General features: G+C 66.4%; 18 protein-coding genes. 9 read left to right on the top strand and 9 right to left on the bottom strand.

Translation table 11 applies throughout. The annotated features are described in order from the left end of the window. Positions 1–2 precede the first annotated feature (2 nt). Both ACO6D5_RS18005 and ACO6D5_RS18000 read right to left on the bottom strand, forming a co-directional pair. A complete protein-coding gene (locus ACO6D5_RS18005) occupies positions 3–1,322 on the bottom strand; it encodes an NAD(P)/FAD-dependent oxidoreductase (RefSeq protein ID WP_485826107.1) in 1,320 nt (439 codons plus the stop codon). Positions 1,323–1,370: 48 nt separating this feature from the next. Continuing rightward, positions 1,371–1,769 (bottom strand): diacylglycerol kinase, encoded by a 399-nt coding sequence (locus ACO6D5_RS18000; protein WP_006227620.1) that lies wholly within the window; start codon positions 1,767–1,769, stop codon positions 1,371–1,373. Between the two features lie 172 nt (positions 1,770–1,941). Here ACO6D5_RS18000 and ACO6D5_RS17995 point away from each other — a divergent pair, with 172 nt between their 5' ends. From ACO6D5_RS17995 to ACO6D5_RS17955, 9 genes are all read left to right on the top strand, one after another. Then, positions 1,942–2,676, top strand: coding sequence for a FadR/GntR family transcriptional regulator (locus tag ACO6D5_RS17995; RefSeq protein WP_485826106.1), 735 nt, complete (start codon positions 1,942–1,944; stop codon positions 2,674–2,676). A gap of 126 nt (positions 2,677–2,802) precedes the next feature. Continuing rightward, positions 2,803–3,777: a sialic acid TRAP transporter substrate-binding protein SiaP gene (locus tag ACO6D5_RS17990; protein ID WP_315845515.1), complete on the top strand. Its 975-nt coding sequence runs from the start codon at positions 2,803–2,805 to the stop codon at positions 3,775–3,777. A gap of 61 nt (positions 3,778–3,838) precedes the next feature. After that, positions 3,839–4,483 (top strand): TRAP transporter small permease, encoded by a 645-nt coding sequence (locus tag ACO6D5_RS17985; protein ID WP_485826105.1) that lies wholly within the window; start codon positions 3,839–3,841, stop codon positions 4,481–4,483. A 66-nt stretch (positions 4,484–4,549) separates the two neighbouring features. Then, positions 4,550–5,959, top strand: coding sequence for a TRAP transporter large permease subunit (locus tag ACO6D5_RS17980; RefSeq protein ID WP_315845513.1), 1,410 nt, complete (start codon positions 4,550–4,552; stop codon positions 5,957–5,959). A gap of 13 nt (positions 5,960–5,972) precedes the next feature. Further along, a complete protein-coding gene (locus tag ACO6D5_RS17975; protein ID WP_315845512.1) occupies positions 5,973–6,719 on the top strand; it encodes an SDR family oxidoreductase in 747 nt (248 codons plus the stop codon). Positions 6,720–6,753: 34 nt separating this feature from the next. Continuing rightward, complete coding sequence (locus tag ACO6D5_RS17970) at positions 6,754–7,620, top strand: fumarylacetoacetate hydrolase family protein (protein ID WP_315845511.1); 867 nt, start codon at positions 6,754–6,756, stop codon at positions 7,618–7,620. A 40-nt stretch (positions 7,621–7,660) separates the two neighbouring features. Beyond that, positions 7,661–9,196, top strand: coding sequence for a UxaA family hydrolase (locus tag ACO6D5_RS17965; protein WP_485826104.1), 1,536 nt, complete (start codon positions 7,661–7,663; stop codon positions 9,194–9,196). Positions 9,197–9,338: 142 nt separating this feature from the next. Beyond that, the gene (locus tag ACO6D5_RS17960) at positions 9,339–10,859 is read left to right on the top strand and encodes a mannitol dehydrogenase family protein (protein WP_315845509.1); all 1,521 of its coding nucleotides are present in this window, start codon (positions 9,339–9,341) and stop codon (positions 10,857–10,859) included. A gap of 10 nt (positions 10,860–10,869) precedes the next feature. Further along, entirely contained in the window at positions 10,870–11,922 is a 1,053-nt protein-coding gene (locus ACO6D5_RS17955; protein ID WP_485826103.1) for an Ldh family oxidoreductase, read from the top strand. 11 nt (positions 11,923–11,933) lie between these two features. Here ACO6D5_RS17955 and ACO6D5_RS17950 read toward each other — a convergent pair whose 3' ends face one another. The 7 genes from ACO6D5_RS17950 to ACO6D5_RS17920 all read right to left on the bottom strand — a co-directional run bounded on the left by ACO6D5_RS17950 (position 11,934) and on the right by ACO6D5_RS17920 (position 18,198). Further along, positions 11,934–12,644, bottom strand: a complete 711-nt coding sequence (locus ACO6D5_RS17950; protein ID WP_315845507.1) for an ABC transporter ATP-binding protein — start codon at positions 12,642–12,644, stop codon at positions 11,934–11,936. Beyond that, positions 12,641–13,432, bottom strand: coding sequence for an ABC transporter ATP-binding protein (locus ACO6D5_RS17945; RefSeq protein ID WP_485826102.1), 792 nt, complete (start codon positions 13,430–13,432; stop codon positions 12,641–12,643). The genes ACO6D5_RS17950 and ACO6D5_RS17945 overlap by 4 nt, the downstream gene beginning before the upstream one ends. Then, the gene (locus tag ACO6D5_RS17940; protein WP_485826101.1) at positions 13,429–14,415 is read right to left on the bottom strand and encodes a branched-chain amino acid ABC transporter permease; all 987 of its coding nucleotides are present in this window, start codon (positions 14,413–14,415) and stop codon (positions 13,429–13,431) included. The genes ACO6D5_RS17945 and ACO6D5_RS17940 overlap by 4 nt, the downstream gene beginning before the upstream one ends. Positions 14,416–14,426: 11 nt before the next feature. Then, positions 14,427–15,347 (bottom strand): branched-chain amino acid ABC transporter permease, encoded by a 921-nt coding sequence (locus ACO6D5_RS17935; protein ID WP_485826100.1) that lies wholly within the window; start codon positions 15,345–15,347, stop codon positions 14,427–14,429. Positions 15,348–15,397: 50 nt separating this feature from the next. After that, positions 15,398–16,573 (bottom strand): ABC transporter substrate-binding protein, encoded by a 1,176-nt coding sequence (locus tag ACO6D5_RS17930; RefSeq protein ID WP_485826099.1) that lies wholly within the window; start codon positions 16,571–16,573, stop codon positions 15,398–15,400. A 61-nt stretch (positions 16,574–16,634) separates the two neighbouring features. After that, complete coding sequence (locus ACO6D5_RS17925) at positions 16,635–17,636, bottom strand: amidohydrolase family protein (RefSeq protein WP_315845502.1); 1,002 nt, start codon at positions 17,634–17,636, stop codon at positions 16,635–16,637. Between the two features lie 10 nt (positions 17,637–17,646). Next, a complete protein-coding gene (locus tag ACO6D5_RS17920) occupies positions 17,647–18,198 on the bottom strand; it encodes a 3-hydroxyanthranilate 3,4-dioxygenase (RefSeq protein ID WP_485826098.1) in 552 nt (183 codons plus the stop codon). Positions 18,199–18,411 lie beyond the last annotated feature (213 nt).

The raw sequence follows: 18,411 nt of genomic DNA, 5'->3' as shown, positions 1-18,411 counted from the left end.
GTTCAGTGCAGTTTGACCCGGGGGCGCGTGCGCCGCATAAGCAGGCGGGCCAGGGCCAGGGAGGCGGTGCGAGAGATGCCCAGCACCGCTTTATGGTGCATCAGGTGCAGGCTCATGTACATCAAGCGCGCCAGTGTACCGCTTACGAACAGTCCCCGTCCGGCCAGCTTGCCCATCAGGCTGCCCACCCCGGCGTCCTGGCCCAGCGACACCAGCGAACCGTGGTCCTGGTAGACGTAGGGGCCGGTGGGTTCTGCCGTGTTGCGCAGGCGCGCCGTCAGCTTCTTGGCCAGGTAATCGGCCTGCTGGTGCGCGGCCTGGGCGCGGGCGGGCACCGTGCGGCCGTCGCGCCACGGTACCGAGCAGCAATCGCCCAGCGCCAGGATATGCGGGTCGGTCGTTTCCAGCCGTTCGTTCACTTCCAGCTGGCCCAGCTTGTTCAGCGGCAGGTCCAGGTCGGCCAGCAGGGCGGGGCCCTTGATGCCGGCGGCCCACATGCATAGCTGGGCGGGGAATTCGCGGCCGTCCGCGGTCTTGACGCTGTTGCCGGTCACTTGCGAGACGCGGCAGGACGTTTCCACGCCGATCCCCAGTTCCTTCAACCGGTTGGTCGCGGCTTCGGAGATCTTTTCGGGCAGCGCGGACAGGATGCGCGGCGCGCCTTCCACCAGCGTGATGGCCAGGTCGCGTTCGGCGCGGAAGTTCGGCAGGCCGTAGGCGCTGACGACGTGGCTGGCTTCGGTCAGTTCGACGGCCAGTTCGACGCCGGTGGCGCCGCCGCCCACGATGACGAGATCCAGCCGGGCCGACGGATTGCGCACCTTGGCCAGGTCGACCTGCGCCATCGCCTTCAGCATGGTCAGGCGGAACTGTTCGGCGTTTTCGGTGGTGTCCAGCGTGACGGCGTGTTCGGCCGCGCCGGGGGTATTGAAGAAATTGGAGGTGCTGCCCAGGGCCAGCACCAGGGTGTCGTAGCCGAGATCGCGGCGGGGCAGGACTTCCTGGCCCTGCGAATCGTTGACGGCGTCCACCACGATCTGGCGGCGCGCGCGGTCTACGCTCAGCAAGCGGCCCTGCGCGAACGAAAAGCCGTTCATGTGGGCCAGCATCAGGTAGGACAGGCCTTCCTGGTGGATGTCGAGGGTGCCCGCGGCCGCTTCATGCAGCGAGGGCTTCCAGATATGGAAGGGGCGGCTGTCGACCAGGGTGATGTGTTGGCGGCCATGGATCCGGCCCAACTTGGCGGCCAATTCCAGGCCGCCGGCACCGCCGCCGACGATGACGATGCGTTGAGAGGGGGCTGACGTCGATGTAGGCATCATGGCTCCCAGTATAAAGACAGGCGCGTCCCCCGTGGGACGCCGCCCGTGTCAATGCATGACGAAACGGCTGATGGCCACCCCGATCCAGACCGCTCCGGCGAAGATCAGCAGCAACATCACGGCTGCGCTGCCCAGGTCCTTGGCGCGCCCCAGCAGCGGGTGGCGTTCGACGGACAGCGCATCGGCCAGCGCCTCGATGGCGGAATTGAGCAATTCCGCCGCCAGCACCATGATCACCGTGCCCACGAGGAAAAAGACCTCGACCGTGGTCCGGCCCAGGAAGAACGCGGCCGGGATCATCAGCACGGCCAGCGCCAGTTCCTGGCGGAATGCGGCTTCGTACTTGACGGCCGCCTTCAAGCCCTGCCAGGAGTAGCGCAGCGCATTCAGGATGCGGCGCAGGCCGCCGGTGCTTTTAAAGGGCGAGTGTTGCGGGTCGTAGGTCATGGATGCGGAAGATGGCCGGGTGTGGCGGCTTTTTAACAGATAAGGGTTGCCCGCGTGATGCGGCGTGCGGCTATGGGCAAACCCTAATTGTGACCGATCGAAGGCAGGCGCAGGATTCTGGTCAATTGGTAAGGCCACTTTACCTTTTTGTCGTTGCTACCCACCGACTCCCATGCCGATCCAGACTATCGAGCCCCGCCGCTTGTATCGCCAGATCGCCGACCAGCTCAGGTTGCTGATCGAGGCGGGCGAATTCCCGGTCGGCGCCCGGCTGCCGCCCGAGCGCGACCTGGCGCTGAAGCTGGGCGTGTCGCGGCCGTCAGTGCGTGAAGCGCTGATCGCGCTGGAGGTCGAAGGGTGGGTGGAAGTCCGCATGGGGTCGGGCGTCTACGTCCAGAGCCTGGCCGGCGCGCCGCGCGCCAGCCTGACCGCCGAAAGCCCGCTGGAAACCATCCGCGCGCGCTGGACCATCGAAGGCGAACTGGCTGCCCAGGCGGCCCGCAACCCCGTGCCCGCGCTGCTCGACGGCCTGCTGGAAGCGGTGGGCGCGATGGAGGACGAGGCGCAGGCGGGCAGCGTGCCCATCCGCGGCGACCGCCTGTTCCATCTGCGCGTGGCGGAAATGGCGGGCAACACCGTCCTGGTCCGCGTCGTGGGCGAACTGTTCGACGAACGCCACAACCCCCTGTCCGTGAAGCTGGGCGACTACTTCGAGAACCCCGACAGCTGGGCCGTCGCCATCACCGAGCACCGCCGCGTCATCGCCGCGATCGGGGCCGGCGACGAGGCCGCCGCGCGGGCCGCCATGCATCACCATCTTTCTTGCTCGTTCGACCGTTTGACGGCCAGCTGGCCGGCGGGCGCGGACGCGTTGCGTGCCGATAGCAAAGAACCGGCGGCGTCTTGACGCCTTCGGGGAACCGTAGTCGCTGTACGAAGGTGCAACCTGTATGTGAAATCCCCATGTGAAACATAAAGCGGGCCGCTCATGACGACAGTCGCCGGACTCGCTACCTCAGAGAGAGGAGACATCATGAATCGAGGCAACGCTATCAAAGTGCTGTTTGCCGCCGCGCTGCTTGCCGCCAGTGGCAGCGCGCTGGCGCAAACCAAGCTGAAATGGGCGCATGTGTACGAGACCTCCGAACCCTTCCATACCTCGTCGGTATGGGCGGCCCAGGAGATCGAGAAACGCACCAACGGCCGCTATCACATCGATGTCTATCCCGCCTCTCAGCTGGGCAAGGAAAACGACATCAACCAGGGACTGACGCTCGGCACGGTGGACATGATCATTTCCGGGTCCAGCTTCGCGGCCAAGAGCTTTCCGCGGATCGGCGTCACGTACTACCCCTACATCTTCCGCAACCCCGAACATCTGATCGCCTACACCAAGAGCGATATCTACAAAGAGCTGACCCGCGGCTACGACGAGAAAAGCGGCAACCACATCGTCGCTACCACCTATTACGGCACGCGCCAGACGACCTCCAACCGCGCCTTCACCAAATGCTCTGAAATGAAGGGCATGAAGATCCGCGTGCCGGACGTGGCGGCGTACCTGGCGATGCCGCGCGCCTGTGGCGCCAACACCGCGCCCATCGCGTTCGCCGAGGTCTACCTGGCCTTGCAGAACGGCACGGTGGAAGCGCAGGAAAACCCGCTGACCACCATCGAGGCGAAGAAGTTCTATGAAGTGCAGAAGAACATCGTCCTGACGGGCCACATCGTCGATCACTTGAATACGGTGATCTCGGGCAAGCTGTGGAAGAGCCTGTCCGACGAGGACAAAAAGATCTTCTCCGAAGTCGCCCAGCAGGCGTCCGAAAAGGCGTCCTCCGAAGTGGCCGACAGCGAGAAGAAGATGGTCGAGGTATTCAAGAAGCGCGGGTTGAACGTGGCCGAGGTCAATGTGGACGACTTCCGCAAGACCGTGCTTGAGAAGGTGCCGTTCGAGCAATACGGCTATCAGAAGTCGGATTGGGAAAAGATCCAGGCGGTGAAGTAAGCCGCGCGGGCGGGCCCTTGCGGTCCGCCGCCCTATACCCGATTCCGACCAGGGGAACTCCATGCACTTGAACGCGAAGGCGGCGCCGATGGCGGCCGCCAGCCACGGCCCGAGCGCTGCGCCCGGCCACTCTGCGTCTGCGGCGGGCCCGCACCAGGCGTCCGTGGACGAGATCGTCCAGAGCTTCGAAGAGGCCGACCATCATGAAGTCAGCCTGGCGGGCTACCAACCTGAAGACTGGATCTGCCTGGCCATGTTCTGGGCGATGGCGATGCTGGTCTTTCTGCAGTTCTTTTCACGCTACGTGCTGAACGATTCTTACGCCTGGACCGAAGAGCTGGCGGTGTACTGCCTGATCGGCGTGGTGTTCCTGGGGTCTGCGATGTGCGTGCGGGCCTGCCGCCATATCCAGGTGGATTTCCTGTATCGCTACCTGCCCAAGCGGGCGGGCCGCGTGCTGGCGACGGTGATCGACATCCTGCGCACGGCCTTCTTCGGCTATGCCGTGTGGCTGACCTACCGCTACATCGTGCTGGTGGGCGACGAACCCATGACCACGCTGTTCTGGAACAAGTCCTATGTCTACTGGGTCGCCCTGGCGGGCTTCGTCATGATGTTCCTGCGATCGCTGCAGGTGTCCGTGCAGAACTGGCGGCAAGGCTATTCGATCCTGGAGAACCCCTCGGCCTACGAGTCGCAGGATTGAGATCTCCGGATCACGGCGCAGCACCGAAACCTTCAAGAATCCGCAGTGCCTTTCCAGGAGCAAGCCATGGGCACACTGATTGGAACCTTTTTGCTGTTGATGATCCTGGGCCTGCCGGTGGCGGTGTCCATGGCGGGCGCGTCCTTGCTGTTCGTCCTGATCTCGGGCAGCGTGCCGGACGTCGTGGTGGCGCAGCGCATGATCGCGGGCGTGGAGTCGTTCCCGCTGCTGGCCGTGCCGTTTTTCATCCTGGCCGGCAACCTCATGAACATCGCCGGCATCACCGGCCGCATCTACAACTTCGCGGTGGCCCTGGTGGGCTGGATGCGCGGCGGACTGGGGCAGGTGAACATCATCGGGTCCGTGGTGTTCGCCGGCATGTCGGGCACGGCCATTGCGGACGCCGCGGGCCTGGGCACCATCGAGATCAAGGCTATGAAAGATCACGGCTACGAGACCGAATTCGCCGTGGGCGTCACCGCCGCATCGGCGACCTTGGGCCCCATCATTCCGCCGTCGCTGCCGTTCGTGATCTACGGCATGATGGCCAACGTGTCGATCGGTTCGCTGTTCCTGGCCGGCCTCTTGCCGGGCGCCGTGTTGACGATATTGATGATGCTGACCGTGGCCTATTACGCCCGCCGCAACAACTGGGGCGGCGACGTCGCTTTCAATTGGAAGCGCCTGGGCGGCGCAGGCCTGGAAGTGCTGATCGTGCTGTCGTTTCCGTTGTCCATCTGGCTGATGACGCTGGCCGGGGTGTCGCCCAACGTGGCGACCGGCGTCGCCTTCGTCGCGCTGCTCGCGCTGGATTGGCGCTTCAATTTTTCGGCCGTGATGGCGCTGATGGCGCCGGTGATCCTGATCGGCGGCATGACGCTGGGCTGGTTCACGCCCACTGAAGCCGCCGTGGCCGCGGTGATCTGGGCGCTGTTCCTGGGGCTGGTGCGCTACCGCTCGATGACGTTCAAGACCTTGGCCAAAGCCACGTTCGACACCATCGAGACCACGGCCTCGGTGCTGTTCATCGTGACGGCCGCATCCGTCTTCGCGTGGTTGCTTACCACCACCCAGGCCGCGCAGACGTTGACCGACGCCATCCTGAGCGTGACGCAGAACAAGTGGGTGTTCCTGCTGATGGCCAACGTGCTGATCCTGATCGTCGGCTGCTTCATCGACACCATCGCGGCCATCACGATCCTGGTGCCGATCCTGCTGCCCATCGTGCTGAAGCTGGGCATCGACCCGATCCACTTCGGCCTGATCATGACCCTGAACCTGATGATCGGCCTGCTGCATCCGCCAATGGGCATGGTGCTGTTCGTGCTGGCCCGCGTGGCGCGCCTGTCGGTCGAGCGCACCACGATGGCCATCCTTCCCTGGCTGGTGCCGCTGTTCGTGGCATTGATCGCCATCACCTACATCCCCCAGATCACGCTGTGGCTGCCTACCGCCATGGGCATGACCGGCAAATAACAGGAGCGCATCCATGTCAGGAAGACTGCAAGGCAAGACCGCCATCGTGACGGCCGCGGGCCAGGGCATCGGCCGGGCGGTGGCCGAAGCCTACGCGCGCGAAGGCGCCGACGTGCTGGCCGTGGACATCAACGGGGGGGCGCTGCAGACCTTGGGCGGCTGCCGCACCCAGGCGCTGGACGTGACGGACGGGCGCGCCATCCAGGCGCTGGCCGACAGCGAAGGTTCCATCGACGTGCTGTTCAACGGCGCGGGCTTCGTGCACGCCGGCACCATCCTGGATTGCGACGAGGACGCCTGGGACTTTTCCTTCAACCTGAACGTGCGGTCCATGTACCGGCTGATCCGCGCCTGCCTGCCCGGCATGCTGGCGCAAGGGTCCGGCTCCATCGTCAACATGGCGTCCGTGGCAGGCAGCATCAAAGGGGCGCCGAACCGCTGCGCCTACGGGGCGACCAAAGCCGCGGTCATCGGGCTGACCAAGGCCGTGGCGGCCGACTTCGTGGCCCAGGGCATCCGCTGCAACGCGATCTGTCCGGGCACGGTGGAGTCGCCGTCGTTGCGCCAGCGCATCGAGGCCCAGGCGCAGGCCAGCGGCCAGTCCATCGCCGCGGTGGAAGCCGCCTTCACGGCGCGCCAGCCCATGGGCCGCATCGGGCGCACCACTGAAATCGCCGCGCTGGCGGTGTATCTTGCCAGCGACGAATCCGCCTTCACGACCGGCACCGCCCAAGTGATCGACGGCGGCTGGTCCAATTGAACGCTCAACCCTTTTTCGCAACAAGGAACCCGCTATGAAACTGATGCGCTATGGCGCCAAGGGCGCCGAGAAGCCCGGCCTGATCGATGCCCAGGGCAAGGTGCGCGACCTGTCCGGCGTGCTGCCCGACATCACCGGGCAGACGCTTGGTCGCGCCCGCCTTGCCGAACTGCGCGCGCTGGACCCGTCCTCGCTGCCGTTGGTGGCGAACCCCGGCCGCGTGGCGACGCCGTGGAGCGGCATGGGCAAGTTCATCTGCATCGGCCTGAACTACGCCGACCACGCCGCGGAATCCGGCTTGGCCGTACCGGCCGAGCCGGTGATCTTCATGAAGCCCACGTCCGCCGTCGTCGGCCCCAATGACCCGGTCGTGCTGCCGCAGGAGTCGGTCAAGACCGACTGGGAAGTCGAACTGGGCGTGGTGATCGGTGAAAAGGCGCGTTACGTCAGCGAAGCCGACGCCATGAAGCACGTGGCGGGCTATTGCGTCGTGAACGACGTCTCTGAACGCGAATACCAGATCGAACGCGGCGGTACCTGGGACAAGGGCAAGGGCTGCGACACGTTTGGTCCGGTCGGCCCGTGGCTGGCCACCGCCGACGAGGTGCCCAATCCGCAAGACCTGGAGATGTGGCTGGAAGTGAACGGCAAGCGCTACCAGAACGGCAGCACCCGCACCATGGTGTTCGGCGTGGCGCAGCTGGTGGCTTATGTCAGCCGCTTCATGACGCTGTATCCGGGCGACCTGATCAGCACCGGCACGCCGCCGGGCGTGGGCATGGGCCAGAAGCCCGCGCCCGTGTACCTGAAGGCGGGCGACGAGATGAAGCTGGGCATCGCGGGCCTCGGAGAGCAGCGCCAGCGCGTCCATGCCTGGGATCCGGCCTTGATCGACGGGTAGGCGTCCGCTGAATCCGCACCCCTTACTTTCCGGAGTCCTCATGTCCCAGAACGACACGGCAGTGATACGCATCCACCCGGCGGACAACGTTGTGATCGCCCGGCGCCAGCTGGTCAGCGGCACGCGGCTGGAAAGCGAAGGGGTGACGGTGCAGGGCCTGGTGCCGCCCGGCCACAAGGTCGCCGTGCGCGCCATCGCGGCCGGCCAGCCCGTGCGCCGCTACAACCAGATCATCGGGGTGGCGCGGCAAGACATTGCGCCGGGCCAGCACGTGCACACGCAGAACCTGGAGTTCTCGGACTTCGAGCGCGACTATGCCGTGGGGCAGGGCGCGCATGCCACCGACTATGTGTCGCCACCGGCCACGTTCGACGGCATCGTGCGCGCCGACGGCCGCATCGCCACGCGCAACTACATCGGCATCCTGACCAGCGTGAACTGTTCGGCCACGGTGGCACGCGCCATCGCCGACCATTTCCGGCGCGACATCCACCCCGATGCGCTGGCATCCTGTCCGGACGTGGACGGCGTGGTGGCGCTGACCCACGGCGCGGGCTGTGCCACGGGCAGCGAAGGCGAACCCTTGCGGGTGCTGCGGCGCACGCTGGGCGGCTATGCGCGCCATGCGAATTTTGGCGGGCTGATGGTCGTGGGGCTGGGTTGCGAAACCAACCAGATCGGCGGGTTGATGGAGCAAGAGGGCCTGCGCGAAAGCGGCCTGCTGCACACCTTCAACATCCAGGACACCGGCGGCACGCGCAAGACGGTGGCGCGCGGCATCGAGCTGGTGGAGCGGATGCTTGAACAAGCCAATCAGGTGCGCCGCCAGCCCGTGCCGGCCAGCCACCTGACGGTGGGTCTTCAATGCGGCGGGTCCGACGGCTATTCGGGCATCAGCGCCAACCCGGCGCTGGGCGCGGCGGTGGACCTGCTGGTGCGCCACGGCGGCACCGCCATCCTGTCCGAAACGCCCGAGATCTATGGCGGCGAGCATCTGTTGACCCGCCGGGCCGAAACGCCGGCCGTGGCCGACAAGCTGCTGGCCAGGGTGAGATGGTGGGAAGACTACTGCGCCCGCAACGACGCTGAAATGGACAACAACCCGTCAGCCGGCAACAAGGCGGGTGGACTGACCACCATCCTGGAGAAATCGCTGGGCGCCATCGCCAAGAGCGGCACCACCAACCTGACCGACGTATTCGAATACGCCGAACCCGTGCGTACGCGCGGCCTGGTCTTCATGGACACGCCGGGCTACGACCCCGTGTCGGCCACCGGGCAGGTGGCGGGCGGCGCCAACCTGATTTGCTTCACGACGGGGCGCGGCTCCGCGTACGGCTGCGCGCCCGCGCCGTCCCTGAAACTATCGACCAACACCGCGCTGTGGCAGCGCCAGGCCGATGACATCGACATCAATTGCGGCGAGGTCGTGGACGGTGCGCAGAGCGTGGCGCAGATGGGGGAACGGATATTCCAGCTGATGCTGCAGACCGCCTCGGGCCGGCGCACGCGCAGCGAAGAGCACGGCTATGGCCAGAACGAATTCGTGCCCTGGGCCCTGGGCGCGGTGATGTAGCGGCGGCGGCATGGCGGGCGCCGGCGTTGCAATAGGTCACGTCGCCGATATCGACGAAATCGGCGGCAGCGGATATCCTCATCCGCGCGCCGACTGGCCGGTCATCCGACAGGTGCATGGCGCCTTACGCCATTGGTCAACCATGCTTGAACGTTTGAATACGGAGTCGTTGCCGCGCCTGCCCGCAGACGTGGAAAAACCCATCTATGACCGCAGCCGGCTCACGCCCGGCATCGTGCATCTGGGGCTGGGAGCCTTTCACCGCGCGCATCAGGCGGTGATGACGGATCTGGCGATGCAGGCCAGCGGTGACCTCAGTTGGGGCATCCTGGGCGTCTCGTTGCGCAGCGCCGCCACCCGCGATGCGTTGACGCCGCAAGACGGCTTGTACACCCTGGCCTTGCGCGACGGCGGGCCCGACGGCGAGACCCGCGAACAGTTGCGCGTGGTGGGCTCGGTGCTGCGCGTGATGGTCGCCGAGGAAGACCCCAACGCGGTCCTGGAGCGGATCGCCTATCCGCAAACCCGCATCGTCAGCCTGACCGTGACGGAGAAAGGCTACAGCCATGAACCGGCCACCGGGCACCTGCGCTGGGACGACCCCGACATCCTCCACGACCTCGAAAACCCGCACCGTCCGCGCAGCACGATCGGCATCCTGGTCTATGGACTGGCGCTGCGCCGGGAACGCGGCCTGCCACCCGTCACGCTGTTGTCTTGCGACAACCTGCGCGGCAATGGCGACACCTTGCGCAGCCTGGTGCTGGCCTTTGCCTTGCGGGTGGATGTGGGGCTGACGCACTGGATCGACACGCATTGCACGTTCCCGAATTCGATGGTCGACCGCATCGTGCCCGGCACCGGCGACGCCGACCGGCAGCGGATCACCGAACGGCTGGGCGTGCAGGATGCCTGGCCGGTGGTCGGCGAGCCCTATATGAACTGGGTCATCGAAGACAAGTTCGCCGCGGGCCGGCCAGCCTGGGACAGCCACGGCGGCGCCACGTTCGTGCGCAACGCCGCGCCCTACGAGCGCCTGAAGCTGCGCATGGTGAACGGCCCGCACTCCACCTTCGCCTATCTGGGCGCGTTGCTGGGGCACCAGACGATCAGCCAGTCGGTGCAAACGCCCGCCCTGTGCGGCTTCGTCGACGCCATGATGCGGCTGGAGATCGCGCCGACGTTGAAGGGCATACCCCATAGCGGGCTGGACGAATACCGTCGCCGCTTCCTGGCGCGCATCGCCAATCCGGCGCTGCCGCACCCGACCTCGCAGGTGGCGATGGATGGATCGCAAAAGGTCCCGCAGCGCCTGCTGGACACGATCCGCGACCGCTTGCGGACCGGCGACGATATCCAGCGCCTGACGCTGGCGGTGGCGGCGTGGCTGCATTACCTGCGCGGCGAAGACGAGTCGGGCGGCCGCTACAAGATCCAGGATCCGATGGCGGCGCGCCTGGCCAAACTGGTGGCGCGCGCCGAGGTGGCCGCGCGCGCGTCGGCCCCATCGCAGGCGGCCCACCGGCGCGCCATGGTGCTGTCCGGTTTCAAACCGGTGTTCGGCGACCTGGGCGGCGCATCCGAGTTCGTCTCGCTGCTGACGGCGCATTTGGAAACCTTGCGTCAGCATGGCGTGATCCACGCCGTGGAGGCCGCTACCTGAGGAGTGCTGCATGAATGCGGAATGCCGAGTCGATGCTGTTGAATGGGAACGCTGGGGCCAGGATTGCCTGCGGATCCAGGGCTTTGCCGACGAGGACGCCCGTTGCCTGGCGGAGAGCCTGGCGCAGACCAGCCTGTGGGGCATCGATTCCCATGGCATCGCGCGGCTGCCCCACTATCTGAACCGCGTGGCGCACGGCTCCATCCTGGCGTGCCCGGCCATCCGCATCGAGCGCACCGGCCCGGGCACGGCGCAACTGCATGGCGGCCAAGGGCAGGGCATCGTGGTGGCGCATCGCGCCAACGCGTTGGCGATCGAGCTGGCCCGCGAGGCCGGCATCGCCGCGGTGGGCGTCAGCGATTCGTCGCATTGCGGCGCGATCGGCCTGTATAGCCGCGCGGCGGCCGCGCAGGGCCTGATCGGCATCGCCTTCACGCATTCCGATTCGATCGCCGCGCCCTTCGGCGGCCATCAGGCGTTCTTCGGCACCAATCCCATTTCGCTGGCGTTCCCGCGCGCGGGCGACGAACCGCTATGCCTGGACATGGCGACCACGGCCATCCCCTGGAACCGCGTCATGAACGCCCGGCGCGACGGCGTGGCGCTGCCGTCCGGCGTGGCGGTGGATGCGCAAGGGCGTGATTGCGTCGATGCGGAAGAGGTCCGCGCGTTGCGCCCCTTGGGCGGCGAAGGCTACGGCTACAAGGGCTACGGCCTGGCGATGATGGTCGAACTGCTGTGCGGGCCATTGAACGGCAATCCATTCGGACCGCATATCTCGCCCATGTACGACGAACTGAATCGCCCGCGCGAACTGGGCGCGTTCTTCATCGTGATCGATCCGCTGCGGTTCGCCGGCGGCGCAGCGTTGGCCGGCGTCGTGGCGGGGATGGCGATGGAATTGGCCCAGGCGCCCGGGTCGCCCCGCATGCCGGGCGACCCGGAGGCTGCCGCGCAGGCCGAACGCCGGCAGCGCGGCATTCCCGTGCCACCTGCGCTGTGGGACCAGATGGCGGACTGGAGCGCACGCCTGGGCGTGGTACTTCCGGCTCGCCGGCCCTAAGCCCGCAGCGCCTAAACGCCCAGGTACTGCAACAGCCGCGCCTCGTCGTCCAGGAATGCCTGCGACGAGCCGGTCCAGGCCACGCGCCCCTTTTCCACGATGGCGTGATGGTCGGCGGTGGCCAGCAGCGGTTCCAGATTCTTGTCGATGCACAGCACCGCCAGCCCCGTCTGCTTCAGCGTGTCCAGCGCGGACCATATCTCTTCACGCACCACGGGCGCCAGGCCTTCGGTGGCCTCGTCCAGGATCAGCAGGCGGGGATTGGTCAGCAACGCCCGGCCGATCGCCAGCATCTGCTGTTCGCCGCCCGACAGATGGCTGCCCAGGTGGCGGGCGCGCTCCGACAGGCGGGGAAACATCGCGTACACCCGGTCCAGCGTCCACGGTTGCGGCGCGCCCTGGCGATTGTGCGCGGTGGCGACCAGGTTCTCGCGCACGGACAGGTTGGGGAAAACGTGGCGTCCTTCCGGCACCAGCCCGATGCCGCATTGCGCCACCTTGTACGCGGGCAGCCGGCTGATGTCCTGTCCATCGAAGACGATGCTGCCCTGGGTCGCGCGGTTCAGCCCCATCACCGTTTTCACGGTCGTGGACTTGCCCATGCCGTTGCGTCCCAGCAAGGTCACGAATTCACCAGGCCCGATGTCCAGATCGATGCCAAACAGCGCCTGGCTGGCGCCATAGTGCGCGGTCACGCCCCGCAGCGATAGCAGGGCGCTCATGCGGGCACCCCCGGCTTGCGCGGGTCCGCCGCCGCGCGACGGCTGCCGCGTTCGCTGCCCAGGTAGCATTCGCGCACCTGCGGGTTGTTGCGGATGTCGTCAGCCGTGCCGCAAGCTAGCGCCCGGCCGTACACCAGGACCGTGATGCGGTCGGACAGGGCGAAGACCGCTTGCATATCGTGTTCCACCAGCAGGATCGTGTATTGCCCGCGCAGTTGCAGCAACAGGCGGGTCATGGCTTCGGACTCGTGCTGGCTCATGCCGGCCATCGGTTCGTCCAGCAACAGCAAAGTCGGCTGGCAGGCCAGCACCATGGCCAGTTCCAGCTGGCGCAGTTCGCCGTGGGCAAGCTCGCCGGCCGGCGTGTGGGCGCGGGCGGACAGGCCGGCCAACGCCAGCGCGTCTTGGGCGGGAGCCGTCAGCGCGGCAGTGGACAGCACCGGGCGCCAGAAGCGGAAGCTGTGGCCGCGCCGCGCCTGCACCGCCATCACCACGTTCTCCAGCGCCGTGAACGGCTTGAAGACCGAGGTGATCTGGTATGAACGGGCCAGGCCGTGACGCACGCGCTTTTCCACGGGCATGCGGGTGATGTCGCGGCCATCCATCAGCACGCGACCGCCGTCGGGCCGCAGTTCACCGCTGAGCTGGCCGATCAGCGTCGTCTTGCCCGCGCCGTTCGGCCCGATCACGGCATGCAGTTCGCCGGCATGCACGTCCAGCGACAAGTCGTCGGTGACCGTCAGGCCGCCATAGCGCTTCACCAGGTTTTCCACACGCAGCGCGCTCATAGCGGTTCCCCCGAAGGCTGGCGCAGCGGCCGGGCCGCGCGGCGGCGCCAGGGCGTGTCGCGCAGATTGCCGTAGACGCCGCGCCGCGACACCAGCACCACGCCGACGATCAACAATCCCATGATCAGCATCCAATGGTCCGTCAGCAGCTTCAAGCCTTCTTCCAGAAGCAGGAAAGCCAGCGCACCCACGACGGGGCCGAACAGCGTGCCGATGCCGCCCAGCACCACCATCACGATCAATTCGCCCGACGTGGTCCAGGCCAGGTAAGACGGCGACACATACATCGTCAGGTTCGCCAGCAACACGCCGGCCACGCCGCAGATCATCGCGGAAATCACGTAGGCGGCCAGGCGGTAGCGCAAGGTCGGAAAGCCCAGCGCGCGCATGCGCCGTTCATTGGCCTGGCAGCCGCGCAAGGCCATGCCGAAGGGCGCGTGGACCATGCGGTGCATCAACCCCAGCACGGCCAGCAGCACGCCGAAGGCCGCGTAGTACAGGGCCAGCGGCGTATCCAGCCGGAACGCGCCGAAGTCGCTGCCCGCGAACAGCGACATGCCGTCGTCGCCGCCGAAGCCGTCCAGCCCCGTCGCCAGGAAGTAGAACATCTGTGCGAATGCCAGCGTGATCATGATGAATGCGATGCCCGAGGTGCGCATCACCACATAACCGCTGACCAGCCCCACCACGGCGCACGCGCCGAGCGCGCCCGCCAGATGCAGCCAGCCGTTTTCGATGCCATAGTGCGACATCACGCCCACCGAATACGCGCCCAGCCCCAGGTACAACGCGTGGCCGAAGCTGACCATGCCGCCATAGCCCAGCAGCAGGTTCAGCGCCAGCGCGGCCACGCCGTAGACCAGCACGCGGCCGAACAGCGCCAGCAGGAAAGGTTCGCCTTGCCATTGCGCGTAGGCGGGAACCAGCGCCAGCAACAGCAGCAATACGCCGGCCACCAGGGTTCGAGGAGAAAGCCTGTGCATGGAATTCCCCCTTATCCGTGCTTGACGGGAAACAGGCCCTGCGGCCGCAAGGCCAGCACCAGCGCCATCACCACGTAGATCAGCATCGATGCGATGGCCGGACCGGCCGCGTTGGCGGCAGCCGGCGGCAAGGCGGCGCGCAGCAGCGTCGGCAGCAGCGCGCGGCCCAGCGTATCGATCAGACCCACCATCAGCGCGGCAAGGAAGGCGCCGCGCACCGACCCGATGCCGCCGATCACGATCACCACCAGCGTCAGGATCAGGATGGGCTCGCCCATGCCGGTCTGCGCCGACAGGATGGGGCCGGCCATCAGCCCCGCCAGGCCCGCCAGCACCGCGCCCAGCACGAACAGCAGCGTATTCAGCCGTGCGATGTTCACGCCCAGCGCGCCGACCATCATGCGGTCGGTGGAACCCGCACGGATCAGCATGCCCAGCCGCGTGCGGTGGATCAGCACGTAGCAGCCCGCCCCCACCAGCAGCCCCACCACGATGATCAGGAAGCGGTACAGCGGATACGTCACGCCCAGGATGTCGATCGTGCCAGTCAGCCAGGACGGCAGGCCCATGCTGATGGGCGCAGGTCCCCAGATGATGCGGGTCAGTTCATTGAAGAACAGGATGAAGCCGAACGTGGCCAGCACCTGGTCCAGATGTTCGCGCGGGTACAGGCGCGCCAGCGCGATGCGGTCCAGCAGCAGGCCCAGCGCTGCCATGCCGGCGATGACGGCGGCGGCGGCCAGCAGGAACGAGCCGGTGTGGCGGAACACGGTGGCCGCGATGAAGGCGCCCATCATGTAAAGCGAGCCGTGCGCCAGGTTGATGAAATTCATGATGCCGAACACCAGCGTCAGGCCGGCGGCCAGCAGGAAAAGCAGAATGCCAAGCTGCAGGCCGTTCAAGGCCTGCACCAGCAGCAGCGTCGTGGACATATCGGTTCACCTCTTGCCGGCGGCCGTGACGGATGTCTTGGCCGCCCGCTTCACTTCATGACGCACTGGGCGGCGTACTGGTCGGCGACTTTGGACAGGTCAGGGAAGATGGGGCCCTTGTTCACGAAGGCGACCTTGCCGTCCGCGCCGGCCTCCACGTCGGCGCGGAAGAATCCGGCGACGGGGAAGTGGTTGGGCTGATAGCGGAATTCGCCCCGCACCGAGGGGAAATCGGCGGCTTCCATGGCCTTGCGCAAGGCGTCCTTGTCGTCGGTCTTGCCGCCGGTCTTTTTCAATGCCGAACCGATCAGCTGGGCGGCGTCGAAGGACTGCGCCGCGTAGCTGGAGGGTTCGCGGCCGTACTTCTGGCGGAACGCGGCCGCAAAGGCCTTGTTGGCGGCGTTATCCAGGTCGGGCGAGTACGGCACGTTGGTCACGGCGCCCAGCGCGTCTTTTTGCAGTGCGGGCAGTGTGGCGCCGTCGATGGTGTCCACCGACAGCAGCGGAATCTTGCCGAAGAGGCCGGCCTGGCGGTACTGCTTGATGAAGTTCACGCCCATGCCGCCGGGAAAGAACACGTAGGCGGCGTCTGGCTTGGCATCGGCCAGCGCGGCCAGTTCCACGGAATAATCCGGCTGGTTGACCTGGGTGAAGACTTCGTTGGCCACTTCACCCTTGTAGAAACGTTTGAAGCCGGCCATCGCATCCTTGCCCGCCTGATAGTTCGGCGCAAGCAGGTAGACCTTCTTGAACCCCATCTGATTGGCCATTTCGCCGCTGCCTTCGTGGCGCTGCGTGTTGTTCCAGGACGTGGAGAAAAAATAGGGCGAACAGTCCTTGCCCGCCAGGTTGGTGGGGCCGGCGTTGGATCCCACCAGGAACACGCCGGCGGTGGTCACCGGTCGCACCACGGCCAGCATCACGTTGGAATACACCACGCCGGTGATGATCGGCACCTTGTCGCTCTGCACCAGTTTGCGCGCGGCCTGCACACCGACTTCGGGCTTGAACTGGTCGTCTTCCTTGATGACCTGCACGGGCACGCCGCCCAACTTGCCGCCGCCTTGCTCCACGGCCAGCATGAAGCCGTCCAACTGGTCCTGGCCCAGCACGGAGCCGGGGCCGGTCAGCGTGGTCAGCAGGCCGATTTTGACGTCGGCCATCGCGTTGGCCGATAAGGCCAGTCCCATGACCGCAGCGGCGGCCAGCGTAGTGGTGCGTTTCATGGTGTTTTCCCTTGAGTCGCCGTGTGGCACGGTCGTGATGTTGTGAAGTGCGGATGGTGCGTTACGTGTTCAGGCCGAAAAACGTCAGTGTGTTGCGCAGCAGGATCTTCTGCTGCACCGAGGGGCTGAGATCTGCGTGCGTCACCAGGCGGCCGACTTCCTGTTCGCCCAGCGGGTACGGATAGTCGGAGCCCAGCAGCACGCGGTCTTCGCCCATCACATCGACCAACAGGCGCAGCGAGCGCGGGTCGAACACCGCGCTGTCGGTATAGAAGCGGTCGGTGTAGGACGAGGGCAGTTGCGGGCAGTCTTCGCGGATGATGTCGCGATGCCGCCAGGCGTTGTCCACGCGGCCCAGCAGGAAGGCGAAGCTGCCGCCGCCGTGCGCAAAGCACAGTTTCAGGCTGCGGGGGATGCGTTCAAACGCGCCGGACAGGATCAGGGATAGGATGCCCAGTTGCGTTTCGGCGGGCATGGCGACCAGCCATGGCAGCATCCATTTCTTCATGCGGCCATCGGTCATCATGTCCCACGGATGCACCAGCACCGGGATGTCGTTGTCGGCGCAATGGATCAGGAACTGCACGAGCGTGTCGTCGTCCAGGTCGCGGGGGCCGACGTGGTTGCCGATCTGCACGCCAAGGTGGCCGGCGGCGCGCGAGCGCGACGCTTCCTTGCAGGCCAGGTCCAGGTCTTGCAGCGGCACCTGCGCCAGCGCCTTCAGGCGCGATGGCGCGTGGGCGCAGTGCTCAAGCGCCAGGTCGTTCATGCGGGCGGCCCAATCGGCTGCGGGCGGGCCCGGATAGGTATAGCCGAACATGATTGGCGTGGCGCACAGGATCTGCACGTCCACGCCGTGGCGGTCCATCTGGGCGATGCGCAGCGCCGGGTCCCACAAGGTCGCGTCCACGGGCCGGAACGGCCGGTCGCCCGCCATGATCTGGCCGGTGGTGCCATCGCCGTCAGCGCGCAGCCACGGCGCGTTGATGGGGTCCAGCGCGGCCGCTTCCTGCCGGGTGATCGGCGGAAAGAAGTGGGCGTGCATGTCGATTTTCTGGATCATGGGTCAGGCCCTAGGCGGGGGTGGCTTGGGGTGAAGGGGCGTGGCCTTTGCCCGGATGGATTTCGCCGCAGCCGGGGCAGGTGCGCTTTTCCGTGCTGGCATAGAAGCCCTGGAACAACGGCGGCAAGTCGGTGACGATGCTCTTTAACTGCACTTCGACGCGATGCACCAGATGGCCGCAATGCGGGCAATACCATTCGAAGCCGTCGACCAGGCCCATGGGGCGCTGGCGCTCGATGACCAGACAGGCGCTGTCGGTCTCGGGGCGTTGCGGCGAGTGCCGCACGTGCGGAGGAAGCAGGAAGATGTCGCCTTCCTTCAGGTCCACGCGTTCGGGTTTGCCGTCTATCCACAGCGACAGCCAGGCATTGCCTTTGATCTGGTAGAAGAATTCTTCCAGCGGGTCATCGTGATAGTCGGTGCGGTGGTTCGGGCCGCCGACGACGGTGACGATGAAGTCCGCGTCCTGCCAGATCTGCTGGTTGCCGACCGGGGGCTTCAGAAGATGCGCGTGGTCTTGGATCCAGCGCTGGAAATTCAACGGCGGGCCGTAGGCGGGCATGGGGGTCTCCGGGGAGGACGTTGTTGATGCAGTCTAGGCGGGGGGAGGGGGGCTGCATAATAGAAATTGTCGGGGTGGACATTCGGGTTATCTATCGCGGGGTTTCCCTCATGTGGCGTTGATGGTTCTTAAGACGCGCGGCGTGGCGCGCGCCCGCGGTGCGCGGGTCAACGATTGCGGTCCGGAGCCTTCGCTCCGGACTGCCCCTGCGTC

The sequence above is a fragment of the Achromobacter sp. genome, from assembly GCF_057314935.1.
The sequence above is the reverse complement of the archived record's forward strand: the minus strand, read 5'-3'. Positions and strand labels throughout refer to the sequence as shown.